This is a genomic window from Mycobacterium sp. NTMscope_Eco_3 (assembly GCF_976985685.1).
Genome location: NZ_CDRJYZ010000001.1, coordinates 4,827,497 through 4,843,149 on the forward strand (window position 1 = coordinate 4,827,497; position 15,653 = coordinate 4,843,149).

The following is a 15,653-nucleotide window of genomic DNA, read 5'->3' on the forward strand; positions in this document are numbered from 1 at the left end:
GCCGATGGCCACCGACATCGCCGACTACAGCGCCCTTCCCGCCGAGGAGGCGGTGCGCGCCGCCCGCGTCAGCTCGCGGCGCCGCCAGGTGCTCGATGCCGCGGTCAAGGTCATGGGCAGGACCGGGTTTCACCAGATGTCCATGCAGGATCTGGCCGCCGAGGCCGAGGTCAGCGTCGGCCTGCTCTACAAGTACTTCGGCGGCAAGGAGGACCTGCTGCTCGCCACGATCGTGCGCATCCTCGACGTGTTCCGCGATCAGCTTTCGCCGGTCATCGACGCCGCCGGCGATGACGTCGTGGACCAGTTGACCGCGGGGATCCGCCGCTACATCCAGATCGTCGACGAGAACCTCGACGGCGTGGTGCTGACCTACCGGGAGAGCCGAACCCTCGGAGCGCCCGGGCGCACCCAGATCAAGGACCTCGAAATCGCCACGGCCGCACCGCTGCGCGCGGTGATCGAGGCCGGCATCGCCGAGGGCGTCTTCCGCGGGGTCGATGTCGACCTCACCGTGTTCGACATCATGCTGCTCGCGCACGGCTGGGCGCTGAAGCATTGGCACTTCGGGCCGATCTACACCGTCGACGAATACATCGCGTTGCAGATCCGCCACGTGCTGGGCGGATTGATCGCCGACGACCGCCGCGCCGACTACGCGCACGTGCTGAAATGAGGGGCATGGGGATCACCGCACGCCGAGTCCGCGGCATGGTCGCGCTGTTGGCCCTGGGGGCCGTTGCCGGTCTGCCGGCGGCGGGCGCCGACCCGGCCGCGGGGCTGCCCCCGATGACGTCCAGCGGCAGTGGGCCGATCATCGGCGGGGGCTCCGCCGCGGCGCAGGGAATCGCGCAGCAGCTCTTTAGCTTTGGCAATCCTAACGTCGTGCAGGAGGTCGACGGCTCGGACGCGGCGCAGTTCATCACGTCCGCCGCGGGCGCCGCCAACCAGCGACTCGCGGCGCCCTTCTCGCTGCTGCGCCGGGCGTTGGCATGCCAGACCGACAATTCCGGATCGGGGGCGGGGTTCGGGGCGCGCGCCTACCGACGCAACGACGGGCAGTGGGGAGGAGCGATGCTGGTCGCGGCCAAGAGCGCGACGCCGAGCCTCGACACCCTGGTCGGCTGCGTGAAGACCAACTGGCGACGGACAGCGGCCGGCGGCGAAACGGCCATGTGCAACAACGGCTGGACCACGCCGACGTCCTACGAGAGCCGCCGCGGCGAGACCTATTACATCCTGCTCGCCGGCACCGCCGCCGACTTCTGCAGCGACCTCAACGCCAAGTACAAGAGCGACGCCAGCGGGTGGCCGTTCTAACGGCCGCGATGCCCTCTTACCCGTCGCTGAAACAAATTGCCATCCCGATGGTTTCGCCGCGCGTCGGGCGGCGCGAGCTCGGGACGTATTTGAATTCATATCCAATTTGCGCAGCCGCGTCGGCGAGCGGCGGGTAAATAGCGATCCAATATAGCCGCGACATGGGCCCCGCGCAGGATAATTCCCATTCACCGGGCCACCGGATTTTGCTGAATTTTGTTCTCGGCCAAGCGGTCGCATCACAGCGGGGTTCATCGGTCATCCGTTTGACGAATTGGTCGGAAATATTCGCGAAATCGCTTATCTGCGAGCGATTGACGCCGTAAGCTCGCGGACATCGGGCCTCAGAATGTCGTCTCCCAGACGTAGGGGTTTCTCATGTCACGTCGTACTAGCAAAATCGTCGTCGCCGTGGTGCTGGCTTTCGCAGCGCCAATGACCTCGGCGTGCACGGTTCCGATCGTTATCGATTGTGGACCCGGTTTGACCTGCACCGGATAGCGGCAGACCGAACGGGCCCCGAGCTCAATTCGGGGCCCTCCACTCACATCACGCCTCGCGTAGCGAGGAGCGCACGGTGATCGGCCGGGGCCGCAGCATGCCCTGATGCGCGCCGCGGCCCCGGCCGGGATCCTTTACCACACACGCCCTTTCGGGCTTCGCGGAGCGTACGGCGCTGAGACTGACTTGGTCACAGGCGTTTTCGACTCCTCCGCTCCTTCTGCTGCCCTGGTGGCCCTGATGCGTTGCGCATCGGTCTGCAGATCGGCCTCGCCTTTCCTGGGCGCGGCGTCGTACGGTGGAGGCATGTCGCGCCATCGTGTGGTCATCATCGGAAGCGGTTTCGGCGGACTGACGGCGGCCAAGGCGCTCAAACGCGCCCCCAGGGGAAGTGAAGTCGAGGTCACCGTGATCTCGAAAACGACCACGCACCTCTTCCAGCCGCTGCTGTACCAGGTGGCCACGGGCATCCTGTCCGAGGGCGACATCGCGCCGACCACCAGGCTGATCCTGCGCCGCCAGAAAAACGTCCGGGTGCTGTGGGGGGAAGTCTCGGCCATCGACCTCACCGCCAAGACGGTCACATCCCACCTGATGGGCATGGAGACGGTGACGCCCTACGACAGCCTGATCGTGGCCGCCGGCGCACAGCAGTCCTACTTCGGCCACGACGAGTACGCCGCGTTCGCGCCCGGGATGAAGAGCATCGACGACGCCCTGGAACTGCGCGGCCGCATTCTCGGCGCATTCGAGGCCGCCGAGGTCGCCATCGACCCGGCCGAACGCCAACGCCGGCTGACCTTCGTGGTGGTCGGGGCCGGGCCCACCGGTGTCGAGCTGGCGGGCGAGATCGTTCAGCTGGCCGAGCGGACCCTGGCCGGCGCGTTCCGGACGATCACCCCCAGCGAATGCCGCGTCATCCTGCTCGACGCGGCGCCCGCGGTGTTGCCGCCGATGGGTACCAAGCTGGGCCTCAAGGCGCAACGGCGGCTGGAGAAGATGGATGTCGAGGTCCAGCTCAACGCGATGGTGACCGCGGTCGACTACATGGGCATCACGGTCAAGGAGAAGGACGGCGGCGAGCGCCGCATCGAGTGCGCGTGCAAGGTGTGGGCGGCCGGCGTGCAGGCCAGCTCGCTGGGCGCGATGCTCGCCGAACAGTCCGACGGAACCGAAACCGACCGCGCCGGAAGGGTGATCGTCGAGCCCGACCTCACCGTCAAGGGCCACCCGTACGTGTTCGTCGTCGGTGACCTGATGTCGGTGCCCGGCGTCCCCGGGATGGCGCAGGGCGCGATCCAGGGAGCGAAGTACGCCGCCACCGTCATCAAGCACGCGGTCAAGGGCGACGACAATCCGGCCGAGCGCACGCCGTTCCGGTACGTGAACAAGGGCAGCATGGCGCTCATCTCCCGCTACAGCGCGGTCGCGCAGGTCGGCAAGGTCGAATTTGCCGGATTCTTCGCCTGGCTGGCCTGGCTGGTGCTGCACCTGTACTACCTCATCGGCCACCGGAACCGACTCGCCGCCATGTTCGCCTGGGGGATCTCGTTCCTGGGCCGCACCCGCGGCCAGATGGCCATCACCAGCCAGATGATCTACGCCCGCCCGCTGGTGAACTGGGTGGAGCAGCAGGCCGCGGAAGGAACGCTCGCGGCGGCCGAACGCGCCGAGACGGCCGAGCAGAAGGCGGCCGGTTAGCTCAAGGCCCGATCGATGTCGGCGATCAGGTCCTCGGTGCCTTCCAGCCCGACGGAGATGCGCACCACGCCGTCACCGAGCCCGATCGCCGCGCGGCCCTCCGGGCCCATCGCGCGGTGAGTGGTGGTCGCGGGGTGTGTGACAAGGGATTTGGCGTCGCCGAGATTGTTGGAGATGTCGATCAGCGTCAACTTGTCCAGCACCTCGAAGGCCCGCCGTTTGGCCGCACTTTCCGGGCAGTCGAGCGCGAAGGTGATCACCGTCCCGCCGCCCGACATCTGGCGCTTGGCCAGGTCGTATTGCGGGTGTGAGGACAGATAGGGGTAACGGACCCAACTCACCGCCGGATGGGTCTCGAGGAATTCGGCGATCCGGTACGCCGAGGAATTGCTGTGCTCGACCCGGATAGCCATCGTCTCAAGGCCTTTCAGCAACACCCAGGCGTTGAACGCGCTCATCGCCGGGCCGGTGTGCCGCATCAGTTTCTGCACCGGGCCGTCGATGTACTCCTTGTCGCCGAGGATGGCCCCGCCCAGCACCCGGCCCTGGCCGTCGATGTGCTTGGTGCCCGAGTACACCACCACGTCGACACCGAGCGGGACGCCCTGCTGCAGCAGCGGTGTGGCGAAAACGTTGTCCAACACCACCTTTGCGCCCGCGGCGTGGGCGAGCTCGGTCACCGCGGCGATGTCCACCAGCGACTGCATCGGATTCGACGGTGTCTCGAAGAACACCGCCGTGGTGGGTACCGACAACGCCTGCTCCCACTGGGCCAGGTCGTCGCCGTCGACGAAGACGGTTTCGACACCCCAGCGCGGCAGGATCTCGTTGCACACCACGAAACACGACCCGAACAGGCTGCGCGACGCGACCAACCGGTCCCCCGCGCCCAGCAGCGCCCCCAGCGACGTGAACACCGCCGCCATGCCGCTGGCGGTGGCGAACGCCGCCGGTGCCCCCTCGAGCAGGCGCAGCCGCTCCTCGAACATCGTCACGGTCGGGTTGCCGTACCGCGAGTAGACGAAGCGGTCGACCTCACCGGTGAACGACTGCTCGGCGACCGCCGCGGACTCGTAGACGTAGCCCGACGTCAGGTACAGCGCCTCGGCGGTCTCGTCGAACCCCGAACGCAGCAGCCCACCACGTACGCCGATGGTCGCCTGGCTGACGTCTTCGGGCAGCGGTGTGGGTGTGCGGACCGAGCCGTGGTCGGCGGGCGTCATGCCTGGATCAACCTTGCTTCCAAGGCAATCCGATCGCCCGCCACCCCGACTCGCCGCGGTGTCCGTTGGCGTCGAGCTGGCCTTCGAAGCCGTCCAGGATGTTGTAGGCCGGGGTGATGCCCAGCTCGGTCGCCACCTCGGCGGCGCCGATGGATCGGTTTCCCGAGCGGCACAGGAACAGCACCGGGCGGTCCGCGTCGGCGGCGGCGAGCACCTGCTCGCGCAGCTGGTCGGCGAAATTCGCGTTGGGCCTGCCGTCGGACGAATTCCATTCGAGGAACAGCACCTCGCGGCCGAGGCTGGACAGATCGGGCACCCCGACGAATCGCCATTCGGCGTCGGTGCGCACGTCGACCAGCACGGCGTCCGGATTGTCGCTGAGCAGTTTCCATGCCTCCAGCGGCGAGATGTCGCCCGCGTAGGAGTGTCCGCGCTCTGTGCTCATGCTCGTATTCCCTCGTCCTTCGTACGCATCGTCAGCCACCCCGGCGAGATTGCCCCCTGCCCGCGGCGATACCTGACCTGCGATCGTATCGAGACCGCCGCCGCGCGCATCTCGGGGCTCAGCCGCCTGAGCCCGGGGCGGCCAGCCTTTCCGCGGCCTGACCGGCGCGCTCGCGTGCGGCCGTCACCTCCGGCGCCGTCGCCAAGGCCCGGAACCCGCGCCCGGAGACGCGCAGGTCGCTCTCCGGCACGCTCAGCGCGCCGACCAACGCGGCGGGGTCACGGGAATCGGCCGGGGCCGCGACGCGGGCGGCGGCCGGCGACACCATCATGGTGTCCACCGGCAGTCCCAGGATGGTGCGGGCCTGCAGCTCGAACGCCGAAAGGCGCTGGCTGCGCAGGGTCACCCAGGCGCTGTCGGCCGGGTGCGACGTGACGTCGGCGAAGTACACCTCGTCGCCGTTGACCATCAATTCGACCCCGAACACGCCGCGCCCGCCCAGCGCCTTGACGATCCGCGCGGCGATCGACCTCGCGGCGTCCGTCGCGGCCGCGCTCATCTTCTGGGGCTGCCAGGATTCCAGGACCTGTCCGGCGGATCCGCGATGCCCGATGGGTGAGCAGAATTCGATCGCCGGCCCCGACGGGCCTTCGCTGCGCACCGCCAGGAGGGTCACGTAGAACTCGACCTCGACCACGGTTTCGGCCAGCACCCGGGCGGCGGGCTGGTCGCCCACCGCGCGATGCCAGGCGGGAGCGATGTCCTCGCGACGTGCCGCCACCGACTGTCGCTGCCCGGTCGGCCCGGCCGCCGGCTTGACCAGCAACGGATACCCCGCGTGCGCGCCGACCGCCTCGAGTTCGGCCAGCGACCCGACGAACCAGAACGGCGCGGTGGGCAGCCCCAGCTCGTCGGCGGCCAGCCGGCGCAGCCCTTCGCGGTCGGCGGTGAGCCGCACGGCGCGGGCGCTGGGCACCAGCCGGCTGCGGTTGCCGTCGAGCCCGTCGAGGGCCCTGGTGGCGACCGCGTCGGTGGTGGTGACGACGAGGTCGGGGTGCAGCCGCCCGATCGTCTGCGCCAGCTCGTCGGCGTCGGACATGTCGAACACCAGCGCCTGGTCGGCGACCCCGTGCGCGGGGGCGTGGGGGTGCCGGTCGGCGGCGATCACGCGGGCCCCGAGGCGTCCCAGGGCGATCGCCAGCTCCCGGCTGATCTCGTCCGATCCCAGCAGCAGCACCGTCGGGCGTGCGTCGGCGGGGGCTTGCGGGGGCACGACGAGCGCCGTCGTTTCGTCGTCTCGTCCGTCCGTCTCGCCGTCAGTCACGGCTCAAGGATAGGTCGGGGCGAAGGGTGCGAGGCCGTGCTCGCGCTTGACTAGGGCTGATTCAGGGCTGGCCGGGAAGCAGCCGCACCATCAGACCGTTGCCCTCGGCCAACACGGTCTGGTCGCCGTCGACCAATTCGGCGGAGACGAACGCCTTGCGGCCCTCGGTGCCGGTGACCCGGCCACGCACCAGCAACGGGACGTCGATCGGGGTGACCTTGCGGTAGTCGACGTGCAGGAACGCCGTGCGGCTGATGGGCCGGTTGGCGGCATGGGAGATCATGCCGAACATGTGGTCGAACAGCAGCGGCAGCACCCCGCCGTGCACCGCGTGGTTGCCGCCGACGTGGAACCGGCTGAAGTGACCGGTCATTTCGACACCCTCGGGGTCGTACCGCGTCAGGACCCACGGCGGCAGCAGCAGGCTGCCCATGCCGGGCAGGTCGGGGGTGCGGCCCGCGGGCGCCTGGCCCTCGACCTCGGCCTCAAACGGCCCCAGCAGCTCGGTCAGCGCCGCGACTCGATCCGCGGCGTCATCCCAGACATCGTCACCCGGGTCGGCCGACACGGCGAGGTCCTGCAGCCGGCGCATCGAGGCGACGAACCGGGCGAAGCCGGGGCCGGGGCTGGCCGGGCCGTACTCCGGGAAGCCGCCGTGGTGTTCGTATTCGGGATCGAGGTCAATCGGGTTGGCTTCCGCATCCGTCACGGGCGGGCCGCCAGGACGTCGCGGCGCACAATCGTCTGTTCGCGGCCGGGGCCCACCCCGATGCACGAAACATGAGCTCCCGCAAGCTCTTCGAGGCGAAGCACGTAGTCGCGCGCCTTGGCCGGCAGGTCGTCGAACTCCCGGGCGTGCGAGATGTCCTCCCACCAGCCGGGCAGCTCCTCGTAGATCGGCTCGGCGCGGCCGAGGTCGCTTTGGGTCATCGGCATCTCGTGGATGCGGGACCCGTCGATCCGGTAGCCGACGCACACCGGAACGGTCTCCAGGCTGGACAGCACGTCGAGCTTGGTCAAAAAGTAGTCGGTGATGCCGTTGACCCGGGTGGCGTAGCGGGCGATGACGGCGTCGAACCAGCCGCATCGCCGGCGCCGGCCGGTGGTGACGCCGAATTCGCCCCCGGTCTTGGACAGGTATTCGCCGTTCTCGTCGAACAGCTCGGTGGGGAACGGGCCGGAGCCCACGCGGGTCGTATAGGCCTTGAGGATCCCCAACACCGTGGTGATCCGGGTGGGCCCGATCCCCGAACCGACCGCCGCCCCGCCCGCCGTCGGATTCGACGACGTCACATAGGGATACGTGCCGTGGTCGACGTCGAGCAGGGTGCCCTGCGAGCCCTCCAGCAACACGGTTTCGCCGGACTCCAGCGCGGTGTTGAGCAGCAGCCGGGTATCGGCGATGCGGTGGGCGAAACCCTGCGCCTGCTCCAACAGGGCCTCGACCACCTGGTGCGGGTCGAGCGCCTTGCGGTTGTAGATCTTGACCAAGATCTGGTTCTTCAGTTCCAGCGCGGCCTCGACCTTGTGGGTCAACACCTCCCGGTCGAGCACGTCGGCGACGCGGATTCCGATCCGGGCGATCTTGTCCTGGTAGCAGGGCCCGATGCCGCGGCCGGTGGTGCCGATCTTCTTGTTGCCCATGTAGCGCTCGGTGACCTTGTCGATGGCCACGTGGTAGGGCAACAGCAGGTGCGCGTCGGCGGAGATCAGCAGCCTGGAGGTGTCGACACCGCGGTCTTCGAGGCCTTTGAGCTCGTCGAGCAGCACCGCGGGGTCGATCACCACGCCGTTGCCGATGACGTTGGTGACGCCGGGCGTGAGCACCCCCGACGGGATCAGGTGCAGGGCGAAGTTCTCCCCGCTCGGCAGGACGACGGTGTGCCCGGCGTTGTTGCCCCCCTGGTAGCGCACCACCCACTGAACCCGCCCGCCGAGCAGGTCGGTGGCCTTACCTTTGCCCTCGTCGCCCCACTGGGCGCCGATGAGGACGATTGCCGGCATGAGTTTGCTCCCGCCTGCTTACTGTGGTTCTGCTGGCAAGACGCCAGATCTTGCACCGCTGCAACGGTTTTCGGCATCGCCGGCGGGCTGGTAGTGCCGTCGGGTGACGGCGCCTCGGTTAGCCGCGTCGGGACCGTGCGCGTTGCTCCACGCGTCTTTGCTTGCCGCGCTCACGTGGCGATCCTAAACGTCGGGTAACGACGGCCTTGCCGCAAGGCCCGTGTGCGGTGGTCAGGGGCTTGCCGTCGACGCCGGCTTCGCCGCGCACACGCCGTTGCGGGTCGGCGCGTCCAGCATCAGGCAGAGGCCGTTCGTGTCGCGGTTGGGCCGTTTGGCCGCCCAACCGGACCACGCCGGTTTGCCGTTCCAGCTGACCAGCGTCCAGCCATCGTGGGGATTGCCCTGGATCTCGACGATGCCGGTGTTGGGCAGCGGGTCGAAAAGCAGGAGCAACTGTTCGGGGTTTCTGACGCTCGTCATCGTCCCGATACCGATGTCGAATTCGCTGGAGAACGCGACCTCTCTGATCCTGCCGTCGGACGCGCGGACCGGGTTGGCCAGCGCGCTGTCGTACATCGTTCCGAGCATGTCGTTGAAGCGGCCGACGTTGGTCGCGGCGTTGCCGTAGACCGTTTGCAGCGCGCCGTTGAAACGCTTGTGGAACTCGTACCCGTTCGGGTCGGCGGAGCCGGGAGCCAGCATCGGGACGATGCGCAGCCCGAGCAGCCACGCGACGGGGGCCAGCAGGTATGCCAGCCCGGCGAGGCTGATCTGCGGCATGCCGTTGAAAACGCCGGCGTCGATCTCATTGAGCCCGGGCAGCACCTGCACGTTGGTTCCCAACGCGGCGGCCAAGGGCGCCGCGGTCTGCTGCGTCCTGACCAACTGCGACGCGAAGATCGCGGCCACCGGGCCCTTCGTCACAAGCACGTTGGCGACGTTTTGCGCCTGTTGTTGGCCGAGCGCGGTGAGCGAAGCCCCGGGCACCGCCGTGTCGATCAGTTTCTCCGCGTTGGCCACCGACTGCCCGTGGCGCACCAAGTCGATCACGATCGATTCGTCGGCCGAGGCCCTCGCCGATCCGAGGCACAGCAGGATGGCCGAAAGCAGCACGGCGCCAACGCGGCAGAGGTACGTCGTCAGCAACGGAGGCGGGTAGGGCCGGCGCCACACGCGAACGGCGCGGGGCGCGAGGCTGAGAAGATGGCGGTGAGTCGGCGAATGGTCGTTCTCCGTTCTCTCAACCACTCGTTGGCGGGATTCCGCGCAACAACGGCTGTTTGGCAGGAGTAAAGTATCCGGTTGTTTCCTGGCGGCGCGGCAACAACTTTCGCAGTCCGACACCATGTTGTGACTGTGTCGTTATGGCCCATTGATCGGACCAGAGCCGTTGGAAGTCAAAAAGATTGGGCGATCTTGATTGGATAGCTTGTGACGCAAGACGATCGGGCCGCCACGGTTCTGCTGTTCGCCCAAGGCCGAACCCACGGCCCGTTGCGGAGCGTGCGCGTCCACCGGGTCGCCGGCGAGCCCGATATCGACGCCGCGATAGGCGCCTCCCGGCGGCTGATCGTGGTGGGCGCCGATGCCGACCTGGCCGCCGTGCTGACCCGGCTGCTGCGCGCGGAGCGGCTCGACGTCGAGGTGGCCTACGTGGCGCGCCGGCGCACCCGGGCCACGCGGATCTATCGCCTGCCCACCGGGCGTCGGGCGGCGCGCCGGGCCGTCCGCGGTTCCGCGCAGCGGGTGACCCTGATCCGCGACGAGACCGGCTCGGTGATCGTCGGGCGCGCGGCCTGGCTGCCGCCGGATGGTGAGCCGGTCATCCACGGCGAGGCGGTCGTCGACGACACCACGTTGTTCGACGGCGACGCCGCCGCCGTGTACGTCGAGCCGACGCTCGCCATGCCCGGCCTGCGGGCCACGCTCAAGGGCGGCTGGCGCCGGTGGGTCACCGGCCGCGCGGCCCAACTCGGCAGCACGGGCGTCGTCGTGGCGCGCGACGGGGTCCCCGCGCCCCGCCCCGGCCGCCGCTCGGCGTTCTACCGCAACATCGAGGGCTGGCTGCTGGTCCGATAGTTTCGTCGGGTGAGCTTCCCCGCCCCGCAACGCGAATCGGTACGGCCCAGCCCGATCTTTTTGGCGCTGCTCGGGTTGACGGCGGTCGGCGGCGCGCTGGCCTGGCAGGCCGGGTACACCGCGCGGCCGCTGGCCTATGTCGGGGTGTTCATCTTCGTGATCGCCGGCTGGCTGGTGTCGCTGTGCCTACACGAATTCGGGCACGCGCTGACCGCGTGGCGATTCGGCGACCACGATGCGGCCGTGCGCGGGTACCTGACGCTGGACCCGCGCCGCTACACGCATCCGGCGCTGTCGCTCGTGCTGCCGTTGGTGATCGTCGCGCTGGGCGGCATCGGCCTGCCCGGGGCGGCGGTCTACGTGCGGACGTGGTTCATGACGCCGGCCCGTCGCACGATGGTCAGCCTGGCCGGCCCCGCGGTCAACCTCGTGCTGGCGGCGCTGCTGCTGGCGCTGACCCGGTTGTTCTTCGACCCGACGCACGTGGTGCTGTGGGCCGCAGTGGCGTTCCTGGGCTTCCTTCAGCTCACCGCGGTCGTGCTGAACCTGCTGCCCATCCCGGGGCTGGACGGCTACGACGCCCTGGAACCGCATCTGAGCCCCCAGACACAGCACGCGCTGGCGCCGGCCAAGCAGTGGGGCTTCGTCATCCTGCTGTTTCTGCTCCTGGCGCCGGTGCTCAACCACTGGTTCTTCGGGGTCGTGTTGTCGTTGTTCGACCTGTCCGGTGTGCCGGAGGTGTTGGTGAGCTGGGGCAACGGCCTGACCCGCTTCTGGAGCCGCTGGTTCTGACCCTTGCCATATATGCGTCGTCACGCATATATTCCGGGGCATGGGCGCCGGCCACAACCACACCCCGACCGGGACGGACGACTCTCGGCTGATCCCGCGCATGGTCATGGCCGCCGCCATTCTGGCCGCCTTCTTCGTCGTGGAGCTGGCCACCTCGTTGCTGATCAACTCGATCGCGCTGCTGGCCGACGCCGGCCACATGCTGACCGACGTCGTCGCCGTCTTCATGGGGCTGGCCGCCGTCACGCTGGCCCGGCGCGGCAGCTCGTCACCGGCGCGCACGTACGGCTGGCATCGCGCCGAGGTATTCACCGCCGTCGCCAACGCGGGGCTGCTGATCGGGGTGGCGACGTTCATCCTCTACGAGGCCGTCCAGCGGCTCAGCGAGGCGCCCGCCATCCCCGGCGCGCCGATGATCGTCGTCGCGCTGGCCGGGCTGGCCGCCAACTTCGCCGTCGCGCTGCTGCTGCGATCCCACTCCTCGGGGAGCCTGGCGGTCAGAGGCGCCTACATGGAGGTCATCGCCGACACCGTGGGCAGCCTGGGCGTGCTGATCGCCGGCGTGGTCACCGTGACGACGCACTGGCCCTACGCCGACGTCGTGGTCGCCGTGCTGGTCGCGCTGTGGGTGCTGCCCCGGGCGATCGCGCTCGCGCGCGACGCGCTGCGGATCCTTTCCGAATCGTCGCCGACCCACATCGACGTCGAGGAGCTGCGCCGCGCGCTCGGCGCCGTGGACGGTGTGACCGGGGTGCACGACCTGCACGTGTGGACGCTGTCGCCCGGCAAAGACATGTGCACGGCCCACCTGACCAGCACCGGGGACCCCGCCCAGGTTCTGCATGACGCGCGGGCGGTGTTATCGGCCCGCGGGCTGGAGCACGCCACGGTCCAGATCGACTGCCCCGACGACACCGATTGCTCGGAAAGCTTTTAAAGCGTTACAGCCCAAGCGCCTTGCGCGCCTCGGGGTCGCAATCGTCGAGCAGGTCCAGGCACCGCGCGTACTCGTCGGTTTCGCCGATCGTGTCGGCGGCGCGCGCCAGCGCGGCCACACATCGCAGGAAGCCGCGGTTCGGCTCGTGCGAATACGGGACGGGGCCGAAGCCCTTCCAGCCGTTTCTGCGCAGCTGGTCCAGGCCGCGGTGATAGCCGGTGCGCGCGTACGCGTACGCGGTGATGGCCTGGTCGTCGGCCAGGGCCTGCTCGGCAAGCGCCGCCCAGGCCACCGAGGCCGTCGGATGCGCGGCGGCGACGATGCCCGGCTTCTCACCGGCCAGCAGTTCCGCCTCGGTGTCGGGGTCTTCGGGCAGCAGGATCGGGTCGGGCCCCAGAAGATCCTTCATCGGCGTCATGGCTCTATTCTGCAGCTCGCCCGTTTTGCCCGCAGGACGCACCTCGGCCATCGCCCCGGGCCCGGGCCTCGGTCGCTAAGCTCTGCAACTACCCCACTCGACAGCGGGAGGACAGTAGTACTCATGCCCAACCCATCCGAGCCCGACCGCGGCGGCGCGCCGAAACGGCCCGGGTTCGACCCACGCGAGTCCCGCAGCGAACCGAACGACGAGTGGGGGGCCGAATCCGGCCGTGAAACCGGCACCGAAACCGGCTTTGAGACCGACGACGCCACCGAGAGCGTGCCCCTGGTCCCCAACGACGCCGAGACCGAGACCGTGGTGATCAACAAACCCGATCCGCACAGCGGTCCCCAGGAAGTGCCCGACGCACCCCAGCGCGAACGTCGCTTCACCGCGCCGGGCTTCGACGCCAAAGAAACCACGATCATCTCCACCACCCCGGAACCCGCCACCGAGGTCTTCGCCACGGCGCCGGGACCGGACGGCACCGCGCAGTTCGGCGGCCCACCCAAAGCCGCTGTCCCGCAATCCATCCCACCCCGGCTCGGCGCCAAGCTACGCACGTCCAGGCAATTCAACTGGGGCTGGATACTGGCGATCGTCGTGATCGTGCTGGCGCTGGCGGCGATCGCGATCCTGGGCACGGTGTTGCTCACCCGCGGCAAGCACAACGGCGTTTCGCAGGAAGACCAGGTCCGGCACACCATCGGCAACTTCGACGTCGCGATTCAGCGGGGCGATCTGACCACGCTGCGCACCATCACCTGCGGCACCACCCGCGACGGCTACGCGGATTACGACGAACGCGCGTGGGACGAAACGTACCGGCGCGTCTCGGCGGCCAAGCAGTATCCGGTGATCGCCAGCATCGACCAGGTCGTCGTCAACGGCCAGCACGCCGAGGCCAACGTCACCACGTTCATGGCCTACGACCCGCAGGTGCGCTCCACCCGCAGCCTGGATCTGCAGTACCGCGACGACCAGTGGAAGATCTGCCAGTCCGCCAGCGGCTAGCCCGCCCCTGCCCGCCGAACGTGGAGTTGTTGTGCGAAATGGGGCGGCGGTTTCCAGCCCCAGAAGTCGACGCTCGACGGGGTTAGGTGATCGACTTTCCGGCGCAGTGCAGGTCGGTGCACGCCTGCACCACCCGCTCGGACATCGACGCCTCGGCCTTCTTGAGGTAGCTGCGGGGGTCGTAGGCCTTCTTGGCGCCGACGTCGCCGTCGACCTTGAGCACGCCGTCGTAGTTGTTGAACATGTGGCCGGCGATCGGGCGGGTGAATGCGTACTGCGTGTCGGTGTCGACGTTCATCTTGACCACGCCGTAGCGCAGCGCCTCCTCGATCTCCGACTTCTCCGAACCCGAGCCGCCGTGGAAGACGAAGTCGAACGGCTTGGCGTCCGCCGACAGGCCGAGCTTGGCGGCCGCCACCTTCTGGCCCTGGGCCAGGATGTCGGGGCGCAGCTTGACGTTGCCGGGCTTGTAGACGCCGTGGACGTTGCCGAACGTGGCGGCCAGCAGATACGTGCCGTGCTCGCCGTGGCCCAGCGCGTCGATGGTCTTCTCGAAGTCCTCCGGCGTGGTGTAGAGCTTGTCGTTGATCTCGTTGGCGACGCCGTCCTCTTCCCCGCCCACCACGCCGATCTCGATCTCGAGGATGATCTTGGCGGCCGACGCCTCCGTGAGCAGTTGCTGTGCGATCGCCAGGTTCTCGTCGATCGGCACCGCCGAACCGTCCCACATGTGTGATCCGAACAACGGCTCGCCGCCTCCGCTCACCCGCTCCGCCGAGATCGCCAGCAGCGGGCGGACGTAGGTGTCCAGCTTGTCCTTGGGGCAATGGTCGGTGTGGAGCGCGACGTTGATCGGGTACCTGGCCGCGATGGACCGGGTGAACTCGGCCAGTGCCACCGCACCGGCGACCATGTCCTTGACCCCCAGGCCGGACGCGAATTCGGCACCGCCGGTGGAGAATTGGATGATTCCGTCGCTGCCCGCGTCGGCGAAGCCCTTGAGGGCCGCGTTCACCGTCTCCGATGAGGTGCAGTTGATCGCGGGGAAGGCGTACGAGTGCTCCTTGGCGCGGCGCAGCATCTCGGCGTAGACCTCGGGCGTGGCGATGGGCATGGCAACTCCCTTCTGCCTGGTCCACTCAGTATCGTCCAGGTCGGCGGGCGGCTCACCCCGGGCCGGTATGTTGATGGATCATGAGCACCGCCGTGACGGCCCTGCCCGCCATCCTCGACCCGTTGTACTGGTTGGGCGCCGACGGCGTCTTCGGGTCGGCGGTGCTGCCCGGGATTCTGGTCATCGTCTTCATCGAGACCGGGCTGCTGTTTCCGCTGTTGCCCGGCGAGTCGCTGCTGTTCACCGGTGGCCTGCTGGCCGCACATCCGCATCCACCGGTCAGTATCTGGGTGTTGGCGCCCTGCGTCGCCACGGTCGCGGTGCTGGGCGATCAGACCGGGTATTTCATCGGGCGGCGGATCGGGCCCGCGCTGTTCAAGAAGGAAGATTCCCGGTTCTTCAAGAAGCACTACGTGACCGAGTCACACGCGTTCTTCGAGAAGTACGGGCCCTGGGCGATCATCCTGGCCCGGTTCGCGCCGTTCGTGCGGACGTTCGTCCCGGTGATCGCCGGGGTGTCCTACATGCGCTATCCGCTGTTCTTGGGGTTCGACATCGTCGGCGGCATCGCCTGGGGCGGGGGCGCGACGCTCGCGGGCTATTTCCTGGGCAACGTGCCGTTCGTGCACCACAACCTGGAAAAGATCATCCTGGCGATCCTGTTCGTGTCCATGATCCCGGCGTTCATCGCGGCCTGGCGCGGGTATCGGGGCCGGCGCCGTGCGACGGAGACGGCCGCCCCCGAACCCGAGCGGCAGCCGGCCTCCGAGTAGGCGGC

Annotated in this window: 16 protein-coding genes; 8 read left to right on the top strand and 8 right to left on the bottom strand. The window is 68.7% G+C overall.

Annotated features, from left to right (window positions below):
* Nucleotides 1–4 precede the first annotated feature (4 nt).
* The 3 genes from AC0KTM_RS22390 to AC0KTM_RS22400 all read left to right on the top strand — a co-directional run bounded on the left by AC0KTM_RS22390 (nt 5) and on the right by AC0KTM_RS22400 (nt 3,522).
* The gene (locus AC0KTM_RS22390; RefSeq protein WP_225328247.1) at nt 5–676 is read left to right on the top strand and encodes a TetR/AcrR family transcriptional regulator; all 672 of its coding nucleotides are present in this window, start codon (nt 5–7) and stop codon (nt 674–676) included.
* 5 nt (nt 677–681) lie between these two features.
* A complete protein-coding gene (locus AC0KTM_RS22395; RefSeq protein ID WP_225328248.1) occupies nt 682–1,320 on the top strand; it encodes a hypothetical protein in 639 nt (212 codons plus the stop codon).
* An 807-nt stretch (nt 1,321–2,127) separates the two neighbouring features.
* Nucleotides 2,128–3,522 (top strand): NAD(P)/FAD-dependent oxidoreductase, encoded by a 1,395-nt coding sequence (locus AC0KTM_RS22400; RefSeq protein ID WP_225328249.1) that lies wholly within the window; start codon nt 2,128–2,130, stop codon nt 3,520–3,522.
* Here the strand turns inward: AC0KTM_RS22400 and AC0KTM_RS22405 are convergent.
* The 6 genes from AC0KTM_RS22405 to AC0KTM_RS22430 form a co-directional block, all read right to left on the bottom strand.
* Nucleotides 3,519–4,745 carry an O-succinylhomoserine sulfhydrylase gene (locus AC0KTM_RS22405; protein ID WP_225328250.1) on the bottom strand — a complete coding sequence of 409 codons (1,227 nt, stop codon included), beginning with the start codon at nt 4,743–4,745 and terminating at the stop codon, nt 3,519–3,521. The genes AC0KTM_RS22400 and AC0KTM_RS22405 overlap by 4 nt on opposite strands.
* 7 nt (nt 4,746–4,752) lie before the next feature.
* Nucleotides 4,753–5,190 (bottom strand): rhodanese-like domain-containing protein, encoded by a 438-nt coding sequence (locus AC0KTM_RS22410; RefSeq protein ID WP_225328251.1) that lies wholly within the window; start codon nt 5,188–5,190, stop codon nt 4,753–4,755.
* A 118-nt stretch (nt 5,191–5,308) separates the two neighbouring features.
* Nucleotides 5,309–6,514, bottom strand: coding sequence for a formate-dependent phosphoribosylglycinamide formyltransferase (gene purT / locus AC0KTM_RS22415; RefSeq protein ID WP_225328252.1), 1,206 nt, complete (start codon nt 6,512–6,514; stop codon nt 5,309–5,311).
* 61 nt (nt 6,515–6,575) lie between these two features.
* Nucleotides 6,576–7,223 (bottom strand): PaaI family thioesterase, encoded by a 648-nt coding sequence (locus tag AC0KTM_RS22420; protein WP_225328253.1) that lies wholly within the window; start codon nt 7,221–7,223, stop codon nt 6,576–6,578.
* A complete protein-coding gene (locus AC0KTM_RS22425) occupies nt 7,220–8,518 on the bottom strand; it encodes an adenylosuccinate synthase (RefSeq protein ID WP_238956979.1) in 1,299 nt (432 codons plus the stop codon). Before AC0KTM_RS22425 ends, AC0KTM_RS22420 begins: the two co-directional genes overlap by 4 nt.
* A 231-nt stretch (nt 8,519–8,749) precedes the next feature.
* Entirely contained in the window at nt 8,750–9,664 is a 915-nt protein-coding gene (locus AC0KTM_RS22430; protein WP_225328255.1) for a histidine phosphatase family protein, read from the bottom strand.
* A gap of 285 nt (nt 9,665–9,949) precedes the next feature.
* Here AC0KTM_RS22430 and AC0KTM_RS22435 point away from each other — a divergent pair, with 285 nt between their 5' ends.
* The 3 genes from AC0KTM_RS22435 to AC0KTM_RS22445 are packed head-to-tail and all read left to right on the top strand — an operon-like array spanning nt 9,950 to nt 12,326.
* Entirely contained in the window at nt 9,950–10,597 is a 648-nt protein-coding gene (locus AC0KTM_RS22435) for a peptidase M50 (RefSeq protein WP_374109712.1), read from the top strand.
* A 9-nt stretch (nt 10,598–10,606) separates the two neighbouring features.
* The gene (locus AC0KTM_RS22440) at nt 10,607–11,389 is read left to right on the top strand and encodes a site-2 protease family protein (protein ID WP_225328256.1); all 783 of its coding nucleotides are present in this window, start codon (nt 10,607–10,609) and stop codon (nt 11,387–11,389) included.
* 40 nt (nt 11,390–11,429) lie between these two features.
* Nucleotides 11,430–12,326 (top strand): cation diffusion facilitator family transporter, encoded by an 897-nt coding sequence (locus AC0KTM_RS22445; RefSeq protein WP_225328257.1) that lies wholly within the window; start codon nt 11,430–11,432, stop codon nt 12,324–12,326.
* A gap of 4 nt (nt 12,327–12,330) precedes the next feature.
* Here AC0KTM_RS22445 and AC0KTM_RS22450 read toward each other — a convergent pair whose 3' ends face one another.
* Entirely contained in the window at nt 12,331–12,744 is a 414-nt protein-coding gene (locus tag AC0KTM_RS22450) for a DUF3151 domain-containing protein (RefSeq protein WP_225328258.1), read from the bottom strand.
* Nucleotides 12,745–12,867: 123 nt separating this feature from the next.
* On the opposite strand from AC0KTM_RS22450, the gene AC0KTM_RS22455 reads away from it, so the two are divergent.
* The gene (locus AC0KTM_RS22455; protein ID WP_225328259.1) at nt 12,868–13,761 is read left to right on the top strand and encodes an Rv0361 family membrane protein; all 894 of its coding nucleotides are present in this window, start codon (nt 12,868–12,870) and stop codon (nt 13,759–13,761) included.
* An 82-nt stretch (nt 13,762–13,843) separates the two neighbouring features.
* On the opposite strand, the gene fbaA is transcribed toward AC0KTM_RS22455, so the two are convergent.
* Nucleotides 13,844–14,875 (bottom strand): class II fructose-bisphosphate aldolase, encoded by a 1,032-nt coding sequence (fbaA, locus tag AC0KTM_RS22460; RefSeq protein ID WP_238956984.1) that lies wholly within the window; start codon nt 14,873–14,875, stop codon nt 13,844–13,846.
* A gap of 80 nt (nt 14,876–14,955) precedes the next feature.
* Between fbaA and AC0KTM_RS22465 the strand changes: the two genes are divergently transcribed.
* Nucleotides 14,956–15,648 (top strand): DedA family protein, encoded by a 693-nt coding sequence (locus AC0KTM_RS22465; RefSeq protein ID WP_225328261.1) that lies wholly within the window; start codon nt 14,956–14,958, stop codon nt 15,646–15,648.
* Nucleotides 15,649–15,653: the final 5 nt, after the last annotated feature.